Below are 15,649 nucleotides of genomic sequence, written 5' to 3' on the forward strand. Positions count from 1 at the left end.
TGGGGGCGGCGTGATCTACAGCCAGACGCATTGGAGGCCCATGCGTTGGCCACCTCTTCGATCAGAACGGCAGCGCTGTTTCTGTAGAGGTTGAACCCGAGATGGTCAAGTACATTCAGGCCAACTGCTATTCGGTGCGAGATGCTCATCTATACCCCCCAGAGTCATTGCCGTCACTGAATAGATCGGCGGTTTTATTCGCCGCCGGGCTTTGCGTCGCCACGTGATCCAAAACCGTTGGCGATTTTCTTCGAGGTGTCTCGACTGATGACCCATCTGTTGAATAGGCAATATTCAAAGCCTTTAACCTACTCATTACTTCTTTGGCGAGATTCGGCTCCAAACCATGTCGCTTACTTTTTCCGACGACACGAAACTGATAATCAATCTCTAGGTCAGGCCAACCATACGAATCGAAGATTGCGCTATCTAGCTCCTTTAGCGCTGACCTAAAGTCAAAAATCCTCGAGTCAGCACAATTTTCGTCATGCAACATATTCATGAAAGCGCCAATCCCGATTGAGCGCTCGCGCATGAATTCACAGCGCTGTGTGTCGAAAGCCTCAGCGACCCTTGCAATCTGATCAGAGCTTTCCGGAAAGGGGAATTTCAGGAAATCGGAGGGGTTGTAGCGACGACTGCCACTAGGCATGGTTGAGCAGAAAGCCCAACACCACTCGGCGTGCACAGAAGAAATCAAAATCCCTAAAGTACAGAAGTCATCTGCTGCAATGACGGTATGTGGGCCTGAAAATACTTGATCGGCATCCACGAAGCAAAATGCAAGATGCTTTGATGGAGATGGTTGAAATATCACCCTCGACAAGTCTGATATAGCAGAGTAGAGGCTGGTACATCTTTCCGCATACTGCCACCACCTTTCTCGATAGGGTTTCCGTTTTTGGAGCACACGCTCTGGCTTCACTTTCTCAATGATGCGTGATAGGCACTCGCTGTAATCTTCTGCTACTGAACCGGAGTAGTTTAGTGGCACCGTATCCTTCGAGAGAGGCATTCCACCGAAGTCAATAATGAGCTTCTTTGCTTCTTGTGTTGCGCTATCGACAAAATCCTCTCCCCGAAGGAATTTCCGAATTATTTCTCCAGATTTCGGTTCCTTGCTTAACAGCGCGTCTGCCTCCTCCTGTTCAAGGACAAAACCCTTCCCAAGGATGTTCGATCCTTGGAAGGCCCGACCTCTGTTTTGGGCCAAATCAGCAGGCTCCCAAGAAGCCGACACGTCTTCAGCCAAGCTGGCGTTAATGCTTGAGGCCGCCACACCATCTAGCTGAACTCTCCCAGCCCAATCTCCGCCATAAGTCCATACCAATGCGATCGTGACAGCTGCATTTCCGGGCCACTCCATCAATGGAATTGCCTGATAGATTTTGTTCCCTGCATCAATTATTCGATTCAGCCCCGTTCGTCGGCTGTCGCCTTCGGAGATGGCACTGGTTGCGATAAGCCCCCACGTTCCACAATGCTTGAACAGTTGGGTGGCTCGCAGAAAGAAGTAGGCGCAAAGGTTTGCATTTGCACTACCGTTCACAGTCAGAGCGCCTGTGAGATAGCCGAGGTAGCAATCTCCGAGAATTGCGCGCATTCGACGTCCGCCAAGGAACGGTGGGTTGCCGATCATGGAGTCGAAGCCCGGTTCTTGTCTGTCGAAAACCTCTGGAAACTCTAGCGGCCAGTGGAATGGTCGGCGAGCCGATCGCCCTGCAGGCAGATCGACACTCAGAGCATCGCATGCGCGTTGAACGATGGACTGCAAACCGTTCCCATCGGAAACAATTGCTTGTCCAGCTTGAATTGCCAAGGATGCAACCGCATTGTCAAACTCACCTGCGTTGCCCCCCAACGCTAAAACTTCACCGATGAACGCATTGGCGATGCACTCCGGCACTTCAAGCCTGCGGCGCGCATCTGCATCCAGATGCGCCATGGCTTCCACGTCACGGATGTCGCGGATGGGCGTTTCGCGCAGACGTCTCCGCAGTTCGATGGCCTCGCGCACGGCACGCTCAATGTTCTGTCCGAACAGGCGTAGCTGCCCTTGACTGGAGGGGATCATCGAAAGTTGTGTGAGCTGATCCAGCCGATGGATGCCGAGCAGGCTGTCGCCGCAGCGCAGGTTGTGGTCGAGGAAGCCAAACGGACGCCCTTTGGCCAGCGTCACTAGCCAAATGGATAGCTTTGCCAGTTCGACTGCGAGCGGGTTCAAATCGACGCCGTACAGACAGCGCTCGGCGATGAGGCGGCGCGCGATCACCGTGCGCGCTTCGCCGTCGCGAGGCAACGGTTCCTTGGCTGCTCCTGCTTCCAGAACCTCACCATCCATGCTCAGGGTTTTGCCCGTAGCCTCGACCAGTGACCATGCCTCGACGAGGCGATCCGACAGCCAGCGGCAGGCCTGCACCAGGAAGGCGCCCGAGCCCATGGCTGGGTCGCAGATCTTGAGGTCGAGCAGTTCGGCAGGAGATTTCAGTGCCCAGCGATCACGCGGCGTTCCTTCTGCCGGGCCTACATAGGCCACAGGCGTGAGGGTCTCGGCAACGATCGCTTCGGTCAGCGATTTCGGGGTGTAGTGGGTGCCGGTTTCGCGCCGGTCGGAGCCGGTGGTGACGATGAAGGCACCAGCGGGATACACCAGCGGATAGCCCCATGGATCGGTGCGCAGCAGATGGGCGTAGGGCTTGACGCGATCGCGGAGTTTTGTGTCGCCTTGGCAAGCGGTCAGCAGTCGATCGGCCAAGGTGTCGTCGACGGGCTTGGCCAGATCATTGCGCACCCGGCTGGCCGAACTGCCGGAGCGTTCTTGCAGCAACTCGGCCAGTCGTACAGCACCATCCAAGCGCGCCGAATCCAGCTCGGCCAATTTGATCCATGGCGTCTTCGCGCTCTTGGTGGCATCCAGTTCCAACGTGACTTCGTCGGTGCGCTTGACGGTGCGTTCGAGCAGACCCTCGTACACATAGCCGATCTGTTCGACGTCCAGCGCGCGATAGGACAGCGTGCGGCCTTGGAATTGCTGGATGGCCTCCAGCAACAGCAGCACGGTGCGGTTGTCGATGGGCAGCGGCTTGGTTGCATCGCTGCGCCAGTTGGAGCCTTTGGCCCGACCTTCGAGGAAGGGGAAACGGTCGGGATCGAACAGTGAACCGCCTAAGGCTGGCAGGCGCAGGTTTTCGTGCTCGATGCCGCCGAACACGGCGCGGAAGATCGCCAGCAGACGCGACCACGCGTCCCCGCGACGCTCAAGGATCTCTTCGGACTCCTTGCGTAACTGCATGCGCAAGGTCGAGAGTGCGTAGTTGGCCTCGTAGCGTTCGTCGCCCATCAGGAGCAGGCCGCGCTCTTCGGCGGAGAGCAAGAACACCAAGCGCATCATCACCGTGAGCGCGGCCTCGTACAGCTCGGGTTCCTTGACGTCGTGCAGCAGCTCTCGGTTGCGATCCTGGTCTGCCTTGTCGAGGGTCTGGATCAAAACTTCGACGGCGCGACGCACTTGCTCACCAAGGGCGTCGGTGACTTCGTCCTGGAACTTCAGGGAGCGATCGAACAGTGCGGGCAGTTGTTCGGATTCATCGACAAAGAAGCGACGAATGCCGAGCAGATGCACGAAGGCCTGTAGAGTGATGGGCTCTTGGCTCCAAATGCGGGCATACCAGCTGGCAAAGGTGCTGACGGCACCGATCGGGGCATCCACCAGCATCCAGCGCTCGCCGTTGGTCACCAGCCCGAGTCTGCAACCCAGTGAGCGGCACAATTGCACCATGCGATCGGCGGGTGTAGCGGCCCAGCCGTCTTGCTTCAGGGTGGCATCGAGATCGACATCCTGCGCATAGGTCTGGATCAGCAGCAGCGGTTTGTTGGCGCGCTGCTCATTGATCACGGCAAGAGCGGGCGACAGCGTCACGCCGTGTTCGGGCAAGCTGGCTTGAAGGTTTGCGGCACACCAGTCGGTAAGCTTGAGGACATCGCCTTTGCCGTCTTCATCGAGTTCGAGACCGCGCGACAGAACTTCGTCGATCCATGCCGCATGCAACTCGGGGAACTGTGCATCTTCCAGCTCCAACGCTTCGCGCCATTCCTCGTAGGCTTGGCGCAGACGTTTGCGCTTGGTGGCATTGAGTTCTTCCAGCCCTTGTGGGAAGGCTTCTTTCAGAACGGGAACGGCGAGGAAAGGGCCGGAGATCTCGATCAATGACAGCCAATCATCATGCACGCTGGAAGCACTCATGCGGCACCTCCCTGAACGGCGGATTCAGGCATCAGAAAGATGACAGCGACCGGGAAGGTACGGTCATTGAGTTTGGCGTAACGGGTTTCGATGGCCTCGGCCTCCTGCTGGCGCTCGGCTGGAATGCGGGCAAGACGTGCTTCCAGTGCGGCGGTGTCGCGCCTGAGCTGTGTTCGCTCGTCTTCCGAGAACAGGGAGAGCTGCGCCGGTTGCTGATCTTTTTTCAGCTCGGCTTGAATGGCTTTTTCCAGTTCATCAAGCACTGTGCCGATGTCGGCCACTTCCTGCTGCTTGCGGGACTGAAGGGTGTTGGTCAGGAACTTGAGTCGGTCTTTCGAACGGGCATCGACCGATTGCAGGATGGCGCTCTGCGCGCGATCAAAGCGCACACGGATGGCATCGAACAGAGAGTCTGTAGCCGTCAGTGGCTTGGCCTGATCCAGCCATTGCTGGACTTTGGTGACGCTGTCCTCTCGCCGGAACGATTTGTCGCCCAGATAACCTCCGGCCACGGTCAGTTCTTCGTGAAGGCGATGATGGTTGCCGCCAGTGACGACCAGCCGCGAAATCACGACCACGGCAGGGCCGTCGATCAGTGCGTCCGGCACCGAACGCACGGTGACGCGATGCAGCTTCTTCACGTCGTCTTGTGCCCAGACCTCGGCGCGCAGCAAGCGCAGGCACATCTGCACCAATCGGTGGTTGAGGTGAACCAGCACCACGTCGTCACGACCGGTGGCGACGGCGTGATCGAATGTGATGGGTCGAATCTGCAGGGTGTGGGGGTGACGTAAGCCTTCGAGGCAGCGCGCCCACGAGCCCGACAGTGCGGGCATCTTGAATACGGTGCCCGCCGGAGCATCGGCCAAGGCAAAGGGTTCGAGCGGCGGGCGGCCTGCCAACTTGAGGCCCGTCTTCACCGCCATGAAGATGTGCTCTGGCGTGAGATGAAAGTCCTGCTGCGTGGTCAGCAGCCGTTCGTGCAGCTTGGCGACGCGGTCTTTGAGTTCGCGCTCGGCGCGCACGAAGCGTCTGGCCTTGGCGATCTTGGCTTCAGCAAGGTGGGTGTCGAGGTCTTTGAGCGAGCCTTCGATCAGCCCCGACATCTGTGGCGCGATGACCGGGTTGACGCTGCCCATGTCCGCCCGCATGGATTCGAGCTTGCGCAGTGCCCGGATGATGTCATCGCCGTGGCCGCCAATGGTTGCCTTGCCATGTTCGCCGCCATCGACGGGATGCCAGATCAACACTTCCTTCTGGCGCTGACCATGCCGGTCGATACGGCCGTTGCGCTGCTCCATCACATTGGGGTTGTAAGGGATCTCCAGATGGATGAGGCAATTACAGTGGTTCTGCAAGTCGATACCTTCGGATGCGGCATCGGTGGCCAGCAGGATGCGCACCGCTGAATCCTTGGGCGAGGTCTGGAAGGCCGCTTTGACTTTCTCGCGCTCGTCCTGCGCCATGCCACCGTGAAGGATGGCCAGTCGATCGCCACCGAAGTCGTGGCTGGCCAGGATCTCGTGCATCCACTGGTGCGTGGTGCGATATTCGGTGAACAAGATGACCCGACGATCATTCCACTGCCCCTCGGTCTTGAGGTTGGCCCTGAGCCAGTCGAGGACAGCCTTGGCTTTGGCGTCGACCTGGTTCTTGGCAGTCTGTGCCCACAACCGCAGTTCGTTCAGCATTTGTTGCTGTTCTGCCGTCAGCGGCTGCGCACGTCGTGAAGCCTCTTCGACGGCCTCGGACTGGGCGTTTTCGACCTCCTGGTCGTTGGCGTAGTCTTCATTGACCCGCTGGATGGCTTTGCGCAAAATGCGGTCCGCCATTGCGTCCTTGTCCTTGCGCTGGTGGCCATTGGCCAGACTGGCAATATGCTTCTCGAGGGTGGACGCGAAGGCGGCAGGGGAGGAAAAGAGCCGTTTCTTGAGCAGTTGGTTGACGAACGACGTGCCGAAAGCATTGCCTGCTTTCTCTGCGTCCTGTTCCCGGCTCGCACAATAGTCGTTCAGCTTCTGGTGAATGGCGCGCTCTTGTGCGGAGTACGAGGCGAGCAATGCTTGCAGCTTGCGCTGCGCATAGAGCGGCTTGCCTCCGGCATCGACCAGGTCGCTCTTGAGGCGACGGATCATCACCTGACTCAACTGCTTTTCATCAGGCAGGATGTTTCTGGCAAAGCGTTGGTCGTCCAGCAACTCAAGCAGAGAGGTGAAGGATTCCGTGTAGCCGTTGTGCGGGGTTGCGGTGAGGAACAGGCGATGCTGGAAATGCGGGCTGATGGAGCGAATGAAGCGCGTCCGCTGGCTTTCCAGCGCGTAGTTCGCACCGGCAGCGGGAGCGATGTTGTGCGCTTCGTCGACGACGAGCATGTCGAATTTGCGTGGATAGCTGGTGTGCGCTGGCAGAACGTCGCGCATGGCACGCAGTCCTTCGCCGCTCTTGACCCAGTCCATGGAGGCGATCAGGCGCGGATGCGAAGTCCACGGATTGGCGTGGATGCCGCGCTCTCGACGCAACTGCTTGATGTAGGCCGTGTCGACGACCCTGAAATCAAGGCCGAATTTTTCCAGCATCTCGACACGCCACTTCTCCTGCAGAGAAGCGGGGCAGACGATCAGGATGGTGCGGGCACGGTGCCGCAGCAACATCTCCTGGATGACGAGGCCAGCCTCAATGGTCTTACCCAAGCCGACGTCGTCGGCGATGAGCAGATTGACGCGGGCCATGTCGATGGCGCGCACCAAGGGATCGAGCTGGAAGTCCTCGATGCTGACGCCACTGCGAAACGGCGCTTGCAGAAAGCCTCTGTCCGCGTTGGTGGCGGCACCCCAGCGCACTGCATCAAGAAACGCCTCGAGAGTGTCGGAGTCATCCTGGCCGGTAATCGAAGGCAGGCCCGCGCGTTCGATGACTTGCGCACCGGGCTCGATCTCCCAGATGACTTCGAGCTCTTCACCCAGCCCGTCCTCATCAATAGAGGAGAGAGTGACGGCATTCTGCTGTGCAGACAGCGATGTCAGTTTTGATGAGATGACTTCGGCAACGACCCATTGGCGTCGCCTGACCTCGACCAGTTGCCCCGGCTCTGGACGGGTGCGATAGGTCTGGTTCTGCTTCTCGGTTGCGATTTCCATGAGGTCTGCGATCTTCCCGTTCAGTTCTTCTTATGCGGACCAGGTGACGAAGCGCTACGCTTCGATCTGCCCATGGCGACCGTCTGGACGACGATGTCGGCTGCATCAGTCGGCGGCTCGTGCTCCCAGAATCGCAGTACCGTCCACCCGATGCTCCGAAGCCGTTCGTTCGTGTCGGCGTCTCTGGCGCGGTTCGTCTCGATCTTTTGCCGCCAGAAATCCGAGTTCTGCTTCGGCCATGTGGCGTGTTCCGGGCACCCATGCCAGAAGCAACCATCGATGAAGATGGCAATCATCCTCCCCGGAAAAGCGATGTCCGCGACCCGACGAGGTTTCTTCAGTACCTCGAAATCGACTCGGTAGCGCAGGCCCCTCCGGAACAGCTCTCGACGCAATGCGATCTCAGCACTGGTTCCTTTTTGCCGGACTTTCGCCATTCGACGACTGGCTTCTGGAGATGAGGGCTGAACGCGTGGCATCGATCGAGTCTCGTCAGATCATCTGGATTTGGTCGATGCCAAGTGCTCGTTGATGCTGCGCGCAATCGCGCGACCCAAGTCAACAGGAACGGCATTGCCAATGAGGCGTCCGAGAACCTTGAAGCTGACCTCACCGTCATCGGGAATGAACGCGTAGTCACGCGGGAAGCTCTGGATGATTGCGGCTTCTCTCAAGGTGATCGCACGATCCTGCTCAGGGTGCCCGAACCGGCCGTTCCCAAATCCGTAGCACTGAGTCGTCATGGTGGGTGCAGGCTTGTCCCACTCCATGCGGCCATAGACGCCCGGATAAGTCCTGCCGCTTTCTGCTCGATGGCAATCGGCGACGAGATGCTCCGGCCAGTCACGCCACGTACCGCCAGGCTTTGAAACCTTGATGCGCTTGAGATTCTTCTCTGACAGCGTGGATGAGACGTGCAGCTTGTCTCTCGGTGCTGCTTCGCCAGCGTTCAACGCACGCAGGCGGCCAATCGCCTGCCTCACGGTCTTGGGCTTCTCGAGCGTGGGCTTGATCATCTTGATCTCACCGTGCCGGGATGCCAGCAGCACCATGCGTCGGCGAGTCTGTGGCACGCCGTATTGGGAGCTATCGACGACATCGAACCAGACGTTGTAACCGAGTCGCTTCAGCGTATCGACGAAGTCATGAAACACCTCGTGCTTGGCAACGGTCGGGACGTTCTCCATCGTGATGACATCTGGCCGGGTGCCCTTGGCCAGACGAGCGAACTCGTACAACAGCCCCCATTTCCCGTCCTTACCATTGAGCTCGTAGCGTTGCGCATAGGTAGAAAAAGGCTGGCAAGGCGCGCACCCTGCAAGAATCTTCAAGTCGGCATCGTCGAACAACGCATTCAACTCGGCCGTGGTGACCTTGCTGATGTCTCGCTCTACAAACTTGGCGCTGTTGTTGGCCTCATAAGGAAAGCGGCAGGCGGGGTCCATGTCGATGCCAGCAACGACCGGAACGCCTTCGAGCACGAAGCCATGCGTTAGCCCGCCCGCCCCGCAGAACAAATCGACACAAGAAATTTTTTTCATCTTAACGATCCTCATATTGTTTCGACCACAGGATGAGGCAATCGAAACTCGTCGATAGCAAGCCAATCATTCTTTGCGTCGACCTTCGTTTTCTGCTGCGCCACCAGAGCGCACCCATTCATCGACTTCCTCTGACTTGAACTTCCAAAGTCGACCGATTCGGTGAGCAGGCATGTTCCGTTTGCCGATCCAGGCATAAACGGTGTCCTTGCTCACGCCGAGGTACTCGGAGATCTCTTCGACCGACAACCAGCGATCTGGCATGACATGGGTTTCCATCAAAAGTGGGAGTTAGGGCAGCTTGGCGATGATCGCATGGATTACGCTAACAGTAAATGGGAAATAAGCTGGTTTGGATTGATTAAGGCGGTTTTGCTGCGGTTATTCCGATTTTCCAATCGGCTTTGTCATTGATCGAATATGGCAGTCTTGCATGCAGACAGGATGGAAACGTGCCGAGAGAATGGAGGGTATAGCGCGGGGTATCACTCGAAATATGGTTTGACACAACAGCCCACAGGTTTAATTGTTGCTATGGGGTGCCAGTGTGCCCGTTTTCGTACCGATCAGGCGTCGGGCGATTTCCCGGATGGAGATATGGTCTCTGATGTACCAGCGTCGAATAATTCCAAATAACCGGTACCAGCATGCAAACGAGAGAAGCATCGCCACACTATTTCTGTTCCGATGAATTTTCATTTTATGTGGCATGACGGTCAGTAGTTTTCACTTTCTACGGCACGGCCAAAATGCAGCGTGTCGCAGTTAGCAAAAAAGACCTTATATATCAAGGCCGAGAGTTTCACTAACTGTGTCATCCGACAGCTGTAGAGGAACGTATAACCTAAGAAAAACATGTAGGGAGTCACAGTAAGTGAAAAAATCGTCACTCCCGTGAAAACGAATAGTCATAGTAAATGAAAAAAGAGAGCCGACATGGCTCTCTTTTTTTGTCATGCGATCTTGCGTCTCAAATGTAACGCCTTGATTCGAGGCAGCTAACTGGTTCGGTTTGGCCAAAAGATAGGCTAACGAAAGTCAACTAAGTATTTGATTTTGTTCAGTTTTGTTCCTATTTCCACGTTGTATTCTGGCGTAAAATCAAGCTCTCTCATATTTCTTGGATTGGCCGTGACACCTCTGGGATTGGTCCTAAAGGATCTACGCAGAAATCGGCGTATGCACCAAAAACAGTTAGCGAGTTTGCTCAACTTGGATCAGTCCTATTTGAGCGGGCTTGAGAGTGGTCGCAAAGGATCGCCGCCGGCGACCTTGGTCCAGAAGGTGAAGACGGCACTCAGCTTAAATGAAGAAGAAGCGGCATCGTTGCAACGAGCTGCAGATCGGTCACGTCGAAAAATTGAAATCCCGATGAATGCAGAACCAGATGAATATGACCTGGTGCATACGCTTGTTGACCATATTGGGCAGCTCAAGCCTGCTCAGGTGCGAGCCATTCAAGAAATCTTGAAGTTCTGAACAGTGCTCACTGAAGAAGGAGATCAGAATGTAAAAACAAAACGGGACAAAGTTGTTACACCTTGCCCCGTTCGCGGAAGTAACTGACGTTACACCCGATTCGCAATATCAGTATCGTCAACTCTTCCCGACCGGTCAAGCCCCCCAAAATCTATAGTACAGACTAGCGCTCCTAGTTTGGCGTGATTTCACGTCCATTACTAGCAGCGCAAAGGGATAGACATGTCCAAAAAACCGCAAATCGCGGTCGCTCCCGAGCGGCCGCGCTGCACCGTCACGCCTGCTGAAGTTGCACGTGGCGCGCGCGCTAGGCAGCCGACTAAAAACTTCTCCGGATTATTCAGAGGAAAGTCGCCTTCTTTAAAAAACGAGCGAATGGTTCACTGGGAGAGTCTGCTCGAGCGTGACGCAATCCTTCTCTTTGAATTCTCTCCTGGAATTACCGGCTTCAGAGAGCAGCCGCCGTCGTTCTGGTACTTCCACTCTGGTCGGATGAGGCGATACACGGCCGACTTCGAAGTGACATTCCGGGGTGGATGTACGAAGTTAATTGAGGTCAAACCTTGGGAAAAATTGCAGAACCCCGAGGAGCAAAAGCGATTAGAGATCATCCGGTTGCAATTGCTATCCCAGGGAGCCCAACTCCTGATTCTCGACGACCGCCAAATTCGACGGAAGCCGCTGTCTGAAAATTTGAAGCAGCTCAATAGCAATCGCACTCCACGGCTTTCATCTGAAGAGGCACAGGCGTATCTGAGATGTTTGTCTCAGATAGAAGATTTGACCTTTGGAAATGCAAAAAAGCTACTAGGTGAACGCGCGATCTGGCAGCTACTGGATCTCGGGGAAATCGAATTGGACTTGCTCCAAGTCATTTCCGAGGATACGCCGATTTCTACGAAAAATGAGGAGCTGCCAAATGCAACAATTTACTTTTAACGTAGGTGTGCAATTCCATTTAGATGGACAGCTTCATGGAATCGTACGGATTGTCGATGAAGATCGCTTGCTTGTGGAAAGGGAAGATGGTTCTTCGTATTTCGATACGAAAGATGCGCTGCTAAAACTGTATGTTGATCGTCGCCTGGTCTTTGTTGAAAGACACAAGACTGCCGCGACTCAAGAGATATCTTCAATGAGAGCACTTTGTACTTTTCCAGAGACTGTACAAGCTGAAGCGATTCGTCGAAAAAAATATCTCGACTTTGTGGAGCAATTTGGGGCAATCCCTTCCACTCCATCCGTCCTCAAGCCGCTGATTTCACTTTGCGCTGAGCAGATCAACGATCCAAAACCTCCTAGCACCATCACAGTGTATCGGTGGAGGCGTCAGCTGATATCAGCGCGACGCGAATCAAGATCTTTGATAAGTAAACATCATCTTCGTGGCACAGCAGGTAGCCGCCTAAATCCGGAAGTACAGGTTCTCGTCCAGGAAGCAATCGAACAGGTGTATCTGACCGAGCAACGAAATTCGATAGAGGAAGCATTTTCCCATCTCGCCCACTTGGTTGCAGCTGCAAACAGGCTTCGTGAAATGAAAAATAAGCTCAGTCTGCCGAGTCGCTCAACCTTTACTCGAGCCGTTAGAAGCTTGGATAAATATGAGACCGCGGTCTCCAGACATGGTTTGGCCAACGCGAACATGCGATTTCGCACCACGGGCAAGGGCCCGCAAGCCAGCAGAATTCTGGAGAGAGTAGAGATCGACCACACGCCACTCGATCTGTTTGTGATCTGTGACAAGAATCATCTACCGATGGGCCGGCCTACCCTGACTGTCGCCATCGATAAGTTCTCAAGGATGGTATTAGGCGTTCATATTGGATTTGATGGACCATCGATAGAAGCGGTATTCGCTTGTCTGCGCCATGCGATTTTACCCAAGGCCGATTTGAAATCAGATCATCCTGATATCGACAATACTTGGCCATGCTATGGGGCGATAACAGAGCTTGTTTGCGACAATGGTTTGGAATTCCACTCTTTAGAACTGGAAAGGCTGGCCTTTGAGACGGGAATGACTTTGACGTTCTGCCCGCGGCGTGCGCCGTATTACAAAGGAGCTATAGAGCGATTTCTGAAGACAATCAACTACAAGTTTGCACATGGAATGCCTGGCACGAGCTTCGCCAGATGGTTTCACCGTGAAGACTACGACTCTCAAGCTCAAGCGGTCATCCCTCTAAATATCCTGCGGTCGATCCTATACCGCTGGATTGTAGATGTCTACGCTCAGTCATTACACAGAGGGATAGCAACCACGCCATACAAGAAATGGATGAGAGGTGTCGAGTCGTTCGCTCCAACACTACCAATCTCTCCTCAACGGCTCGATATTGCTCTTGGCCGCACGGTAGAGCGTACGCTGTCTCGCGCTGGTGTGGAATTACATAACTTGCGCTATAACTCCGATGAGTTATTGAGAGCTCGCCGCCAGATGGGACCTACTGCGCGCGTCGAAGTACGTTACTACAGCGGAGACATTTCCTATGTTCACGTCATCGATCCAATCACTAAGGAAGCTATTCCAGTGCCAGCATTGGACGGTGACTACGTCGAACACTTATCGCTCCAGCAGCACCGCATGATATGTAAGCATGTGCGAAAGGTGGAAAACGAGAGCGTCAACATTGCCTCGATAACGAAAGCAAAAGCAGAAATTCGACAAATTGTCTTTGATCTGCAGAACAGCAAGCGGCAACGGGAGCGCCAACGTGGCCATCAAATCGGGATTCCGTCTTTGCCAAGACAGGTTGCTACCCAGCTCCCCAGTGAAAGCAGAGGTATCGAAGATCCCTTGGCCAGTGCCGCATCCGTCAAATCTTTAGGGCGTCTCAAAACATCTTCCGTATTGATGTCGAAAATGCCGCCGGGAAAGAAAAAATGAGCTCCGACGTCATTGAAGATATTCAATCTTTTGAATCGATCGTGGTTCATCACGCTGGCTTCGTCGAGGCAGTGAGCCATCTTCACCTGACACTCAAAATGTCTGCCGCAGGTGCTAGTCCCAAGCATTCACTCCTGCTTGGTGAGTCAGGCACCGGTAAAACATGGGTAGCGAAGCATTTGCAGTCCTTGTATCCGGCAGGCGTGGATGGTGACCACCTTCTTCGCCCTATTGTTTGTGTGCAGACTCCCGCATCGCCATCTATCAAATCCCTGGCCGAAAGTCTGCTGGTTGCTCTACAAGATCCAATCCCAGATCGCGGCACCACCACTGCCAAGCGGGCCCGAGCGCTTCATTTGGCTAAGTGTTCGAAAGTAAGAATGATCATATTCGATGAGTTTCAGCATTTTATCGACAACGGGCATAGCAATTCGCTTCAGTCAGTGGCCGACTGGTTGAAGGGCTTTATCGATGAATGCGAAATCCCATGCGTCCTCATGGGGCTTCCGCGGAGTGCACAGATTTTAAGAATCAATGAGCAACTACGTCGTCGGTTCTCGACACACCTTCAGTTACTTCCCTTCTCGATAAATTCTGCTCTTGCATTTGAAGAGTTTCAGATGGTCCTTAATGAGTTCGATTTAGCTTTGCCGCCTTCGCTTCGATGTGGATATGCGGAACCGGATATCGCGAAGCGAATATTTTTTGCTTCGAATGGACTTATAGCCAATGTTCGCAAATTAGTTCTCGGCGTCTATGAGCTGAAAATGCTGGATGATCGCCAAGATCCAAGTATCAATCTACTGAAGCGTGTCTTCACTCGCGATATATGGAGGGAAGCACCGACAGAGCTCAATCCGTTTTCTGAGGGCTGCACACTTCGTTTACTGAATAAGGCCGGCGAGCCTTTTGAGATATCAGCTCCTAAAACCAGAGCGTCCATAGGGAGGCGGTCGTGAAGAGATTATTTCCTTATCAGCCATCCCTTGGAGAGGGAGAGAGCGTTAGAAGCTATCTTCACAGACTCGCTGAGGGCAACAACTACGACAGCATACGCATGCTCTCAGCGGTTCCAGGCTTTGCTAGCTTCTACCATCAGGTAGCGGGAGGAAAGGATATTGGAATTCAACCAGCGTGGCTTAAGAGACTATTAGGTAGCGACGCATTTCATCGCCTGGCTTCGGCAATGCCTAGGCACAAGAACGTCACGGAAGCCCGGTACTGTCCAGAATGTCTGCGCAGTGACGGATACTGGCGTACTGAATGGGAATATCTTTATTGCACAGTCTGCCGTATTCATGAGACCGAGCTGAGATCAAATTGCGAAGACTGCGGTGAGCAAATCGACTGGGCCCGTAAAAAATTAATGCGCTGCGACTGCGATGCCGAATTGGAATCGCAACGTAGCGTTTTTGCTGACATAAAGGAGCTTACGCTGTGGCGCGAGCTGATTGCTCTTGGCTGCGGAGAACCGGAGCTAAATCTACTCCCCCTTCGGGCCGTCACCGGTTCAGACAATTTCGATGATGCATGCTACTTCATAAGGGGCTTTGGCCGACACTACATAAAAAAATATGAGCCAAGCAGGAGAAATCCTCAATTTCCGGATCTGCAGCAATGTCGATTTCATCTCTTGCGAACGGCAGAAATTCTCTACGACTGGCCCACCAATTACAGAAGTTTCTTGTTAGATTTCGCAGACCTGAAGACGGCCGAACCAAAATCCTATGTCCGGTCACCTGCCGTGAAGAGTTTTCTCAAATCAATTACAGCAAGGTCGAATTCCCAAGTCTCGTTAGAAACTGTGGATTTTTTTTCCAAGCATGAGCCGATAGTATGGGACAAGCGGCACTACGGATCTGGGAATCTACCTCAATCAGTGAAGCCTCAAAAGTATTTGCACATCACGTCCTTTGCCGAGCAGTTGCACGTGTCGAATAAGACGATTGGGAATTTAATTCGCTGCGGTAAATTACATTCTGCTGAGCGTCCTAGAGGAAAGCGCAAATTCGTTCTCATACCGTCGTTTCAGCTAGAGCGGGCTCGATGGGTGTTGGCTGATAGGATCAGTGAAAAGGAGGCTGGTAGAGTCTTAGGTATATCGGTGAATAGACTGAGGCAATTGAATGAAGCAAAGTTGCTCTCCAGTGCGAGGCGATCCCAAGGAATTGCAAAGCAATTTAGCTATAAAAATATCAGCAAATTTCTTGCGAGATTCAAGACCGTTTCAAGTGAGCAGTGTAGCGATGCTAGATCTTTAAAGGATATAAACAAATATATCGCTGTAGTTGCCCCCGCAATTCAGGACACTCAGACATCGTTAAGTTACTGATGCTGCAGCCCGTCTGAACTCGCGAGG

Annotated in this window: 10 protein-coding genes; 5 read left to right on the forward strand and 5 right to left on the reverse strand. The window is 54.3% G+C overall.

Annotated features, from left to right (window positions below; translation table 11 throughout):
- Positions 1 to 145 precede the first annotated feature (145 nt).
- The 5 genes from BTM36_RS28695 to BTM36_RS04095 form a co-directional block, all read right to left on the reverse strand.
- Complete coding sequence (locus tag BTM36_RS28695; RefSeq protein WP_217349548.1) at positions 146 to 4,243, reverse strand: type IIL restriction-modification enzyme MmeI; 4,098 nt, start codon at positions 4,241 to 4,243, stop codon at positions 146 to 148.
- Entirely contained in the window at positions 4,240 to 7,380 is a 3,141-nt protein-coding gene (drmD, locus tag BTM36_RS04080) for a DISARM system SNF2-like helicase DrmD (RefSeq protein ID WP_077235319.1), read from the reverse strand. The genes BTM36_RS28695 and drmD overlap by 4 nt, the downstream gene beginning before the upstream one ends.
- 20 nt (positions 7,381 to 7,400) lie before the next feature.
- Positions 7,401 to 7,859: a very short patch repair endonuclease gene (locus BTM36_RS04085; protein WP_077235320.1), complete on the reverse strand. Its 459-nt coding sequence runs from the start codon at positions 7,857 to 7,859 to the stop codon at positions 7,401 to 7,403.
- 18 nt (positions 7,860 to 7,877) lie between these two features.
- A complete protein-coding gene (locus BTM36_RS04090; protein ID WP_077235329.1) occupies positions 7,878 to 8,921 on the reverse strand; it encodes a DNA cytosine methyltransferase in 1,044 nt (347 codons plus the stop codon).
- A 66-nt stretch (positions 8,922 to 8,987) separates the two neighbouring features.
- Positions 8,988 to 9,185: a helix-turn-helix domain-containing protein gene (locus tag BTM36_RS04095; protein ID WP_077235321.1), complete on the reverse strand. Its 198-nt coding sequence runs from the start codon at positions 9,183 to 9,185 to the stop codon at positions 8,988 to 8,990.
- Between the two features lie 867 nt (positions 9,186 to 10,052).
- On the opposite strand from BTM36_RS04095, the gene BTM36_RS04100 reads away from it, so the two are divergent.
- The 5 genes from BTM36_RS04100 (at position 10,053) to BTM36_RS04120 (ending at position 15,622) form a co-directional block, all read left to right on the forward strand.
- Positions 10,053 to 10,400 (forward strand): helix-turn-helix domain-containing protein, encoded by a 348-nt coding sequence (locus BTM36_RS04100; RefSeq protein WP_256385232.1) that lies wholly within the window; start codon positions 10,053 to 10,055, stop codon positions 10,398 to 10,400.
- A 222-nt stretch (positions 10,401 to 10,622) separates the two neighbouring features.
- Positions 10,623 to 11,339: a TnsA endonuclease N-terminal domain-containing protein gene (locus tag BTM36_RS04105; protein ID WP_077235323.1), complete on the forward strand. Its 717-nt coding sequence runs from the start codon at positions 10,623 to 10,625 to the stop codon at positions 11,337 to 11,339.
- Positions 11,320 to 13,290: a Mu transposase C-terminal domain-containing protein gene (locus BTM36_RS04110; RefSeq protein WP_168189741.1), complete on the forward strand. Its 1,971-nt coding sequence runs from the start codon at positions 11,320 to 11,322 to the stop codon at positions 13,288 to 13,290. The genes BTM36_RS04105 and BTM36_RS04110 overlap by 20 nt, the downstream gene beginning before the upstream one ends.
- On the forward strand, positions 13,287 to 14,249 hold the full coding sequence (locus BTM36_RS04115) for a TniB family NTP-binding protein (protein WP_077235325.1): 963 nt from the start codon (positions 13,287 to 13,289) through the stop codon (positions 14,247 to 14,249). Before BTM36_RS04110 ends, BTM36_RS04115 begins: the two co-directional genes overlap by 4 nt.
- A complete protein-coding gene (locus tag BTM36_RS04120; protein WP_077235326.1) occupies positions 14,246 to 15,622 on the forward strand; it encodes a TniQ family protein in 1,377 nt (458 codons plus the stop codon). Before BTM36_RS04115 ends, BTM36_RS04120 begins: the two co-directional genes overlap by 4 nt.
- Positions 15,623 to 15,649: the final 27 nt, after the last annotated feature.

Origin of the sequence: Herbaspirillum sp. VT-16-41, from assembly GCF_001994935.1 — a bacterium.
Taxonomy (GTDB): domain Bacteria; phylum Pseudomonadota; class Gammaproteobacteria; order Burkholderiales; family Burkholderiaceae_D; genus Herbaspirillum; species Herbaspirillum frisingense.

Excerpts from the sequence above, each read along its gene's own strand:
- BTM36_RS28695 (WP_217349548.1), bottom strand. The coding sequence starts at position 4,243 with ATGAGTGCTTCCAGCGTGCATGATGATTGGCTGTCATTGATCGAGATC.
- drmD (WP_077235319.1), bottom strand. The coding sequence starts at position 7,380 with ATGGAAATCGCAACCGAGAAGCAGAACCAGACCTATCGCACCCGTCCA.
- BTM36_RS04085 (WP_077235320.1), bottom strand. The coding sequence starts at position 7,859 with ATGCCACGCGTTCAGCCCTCATCTCCAGAAGCCAGTCGTCGAATGGCG.
- BTM36_RS04090 (WP_077235329.1), bottom strand. The coding sequence starts at position 8,921 with ATGAAAAAAATTTCTTGTGTCGATTTGTTCTGCGGGGCGGGCGGGCTA.
- BTM36_RS04095 (WP_077235321.1), bottom strand. The coding sequence starts at position 9,185 with ATGCCAGATCGCTGGTTGTCGGTCGAAGAGATCTCCGAGTACCTCGGC.
- BTM36_RS04105 (WP_077235323.1), top strand. The coding sequence starts at position 10,623 with ATGTCCAAAAAACCGCAAATCGCGGTCGCTCCCGAGCGGCCGCGCTGC.
- BTM36_RS04110 (WP_168189741.1), top strand. The coding sequence starts at position 11,320 with ATGCAACAATTTACTTTTAACGTAGGTGTGCAATTCCATTTAGATGGA.
- BTM36_RS04115 (WP_077235325.1), top strand. The coding sequence starts at position 13,287 with ATGAGCTCCGACGTCATTGAAGATATTCAATCTTTTGAATCGATCGTG.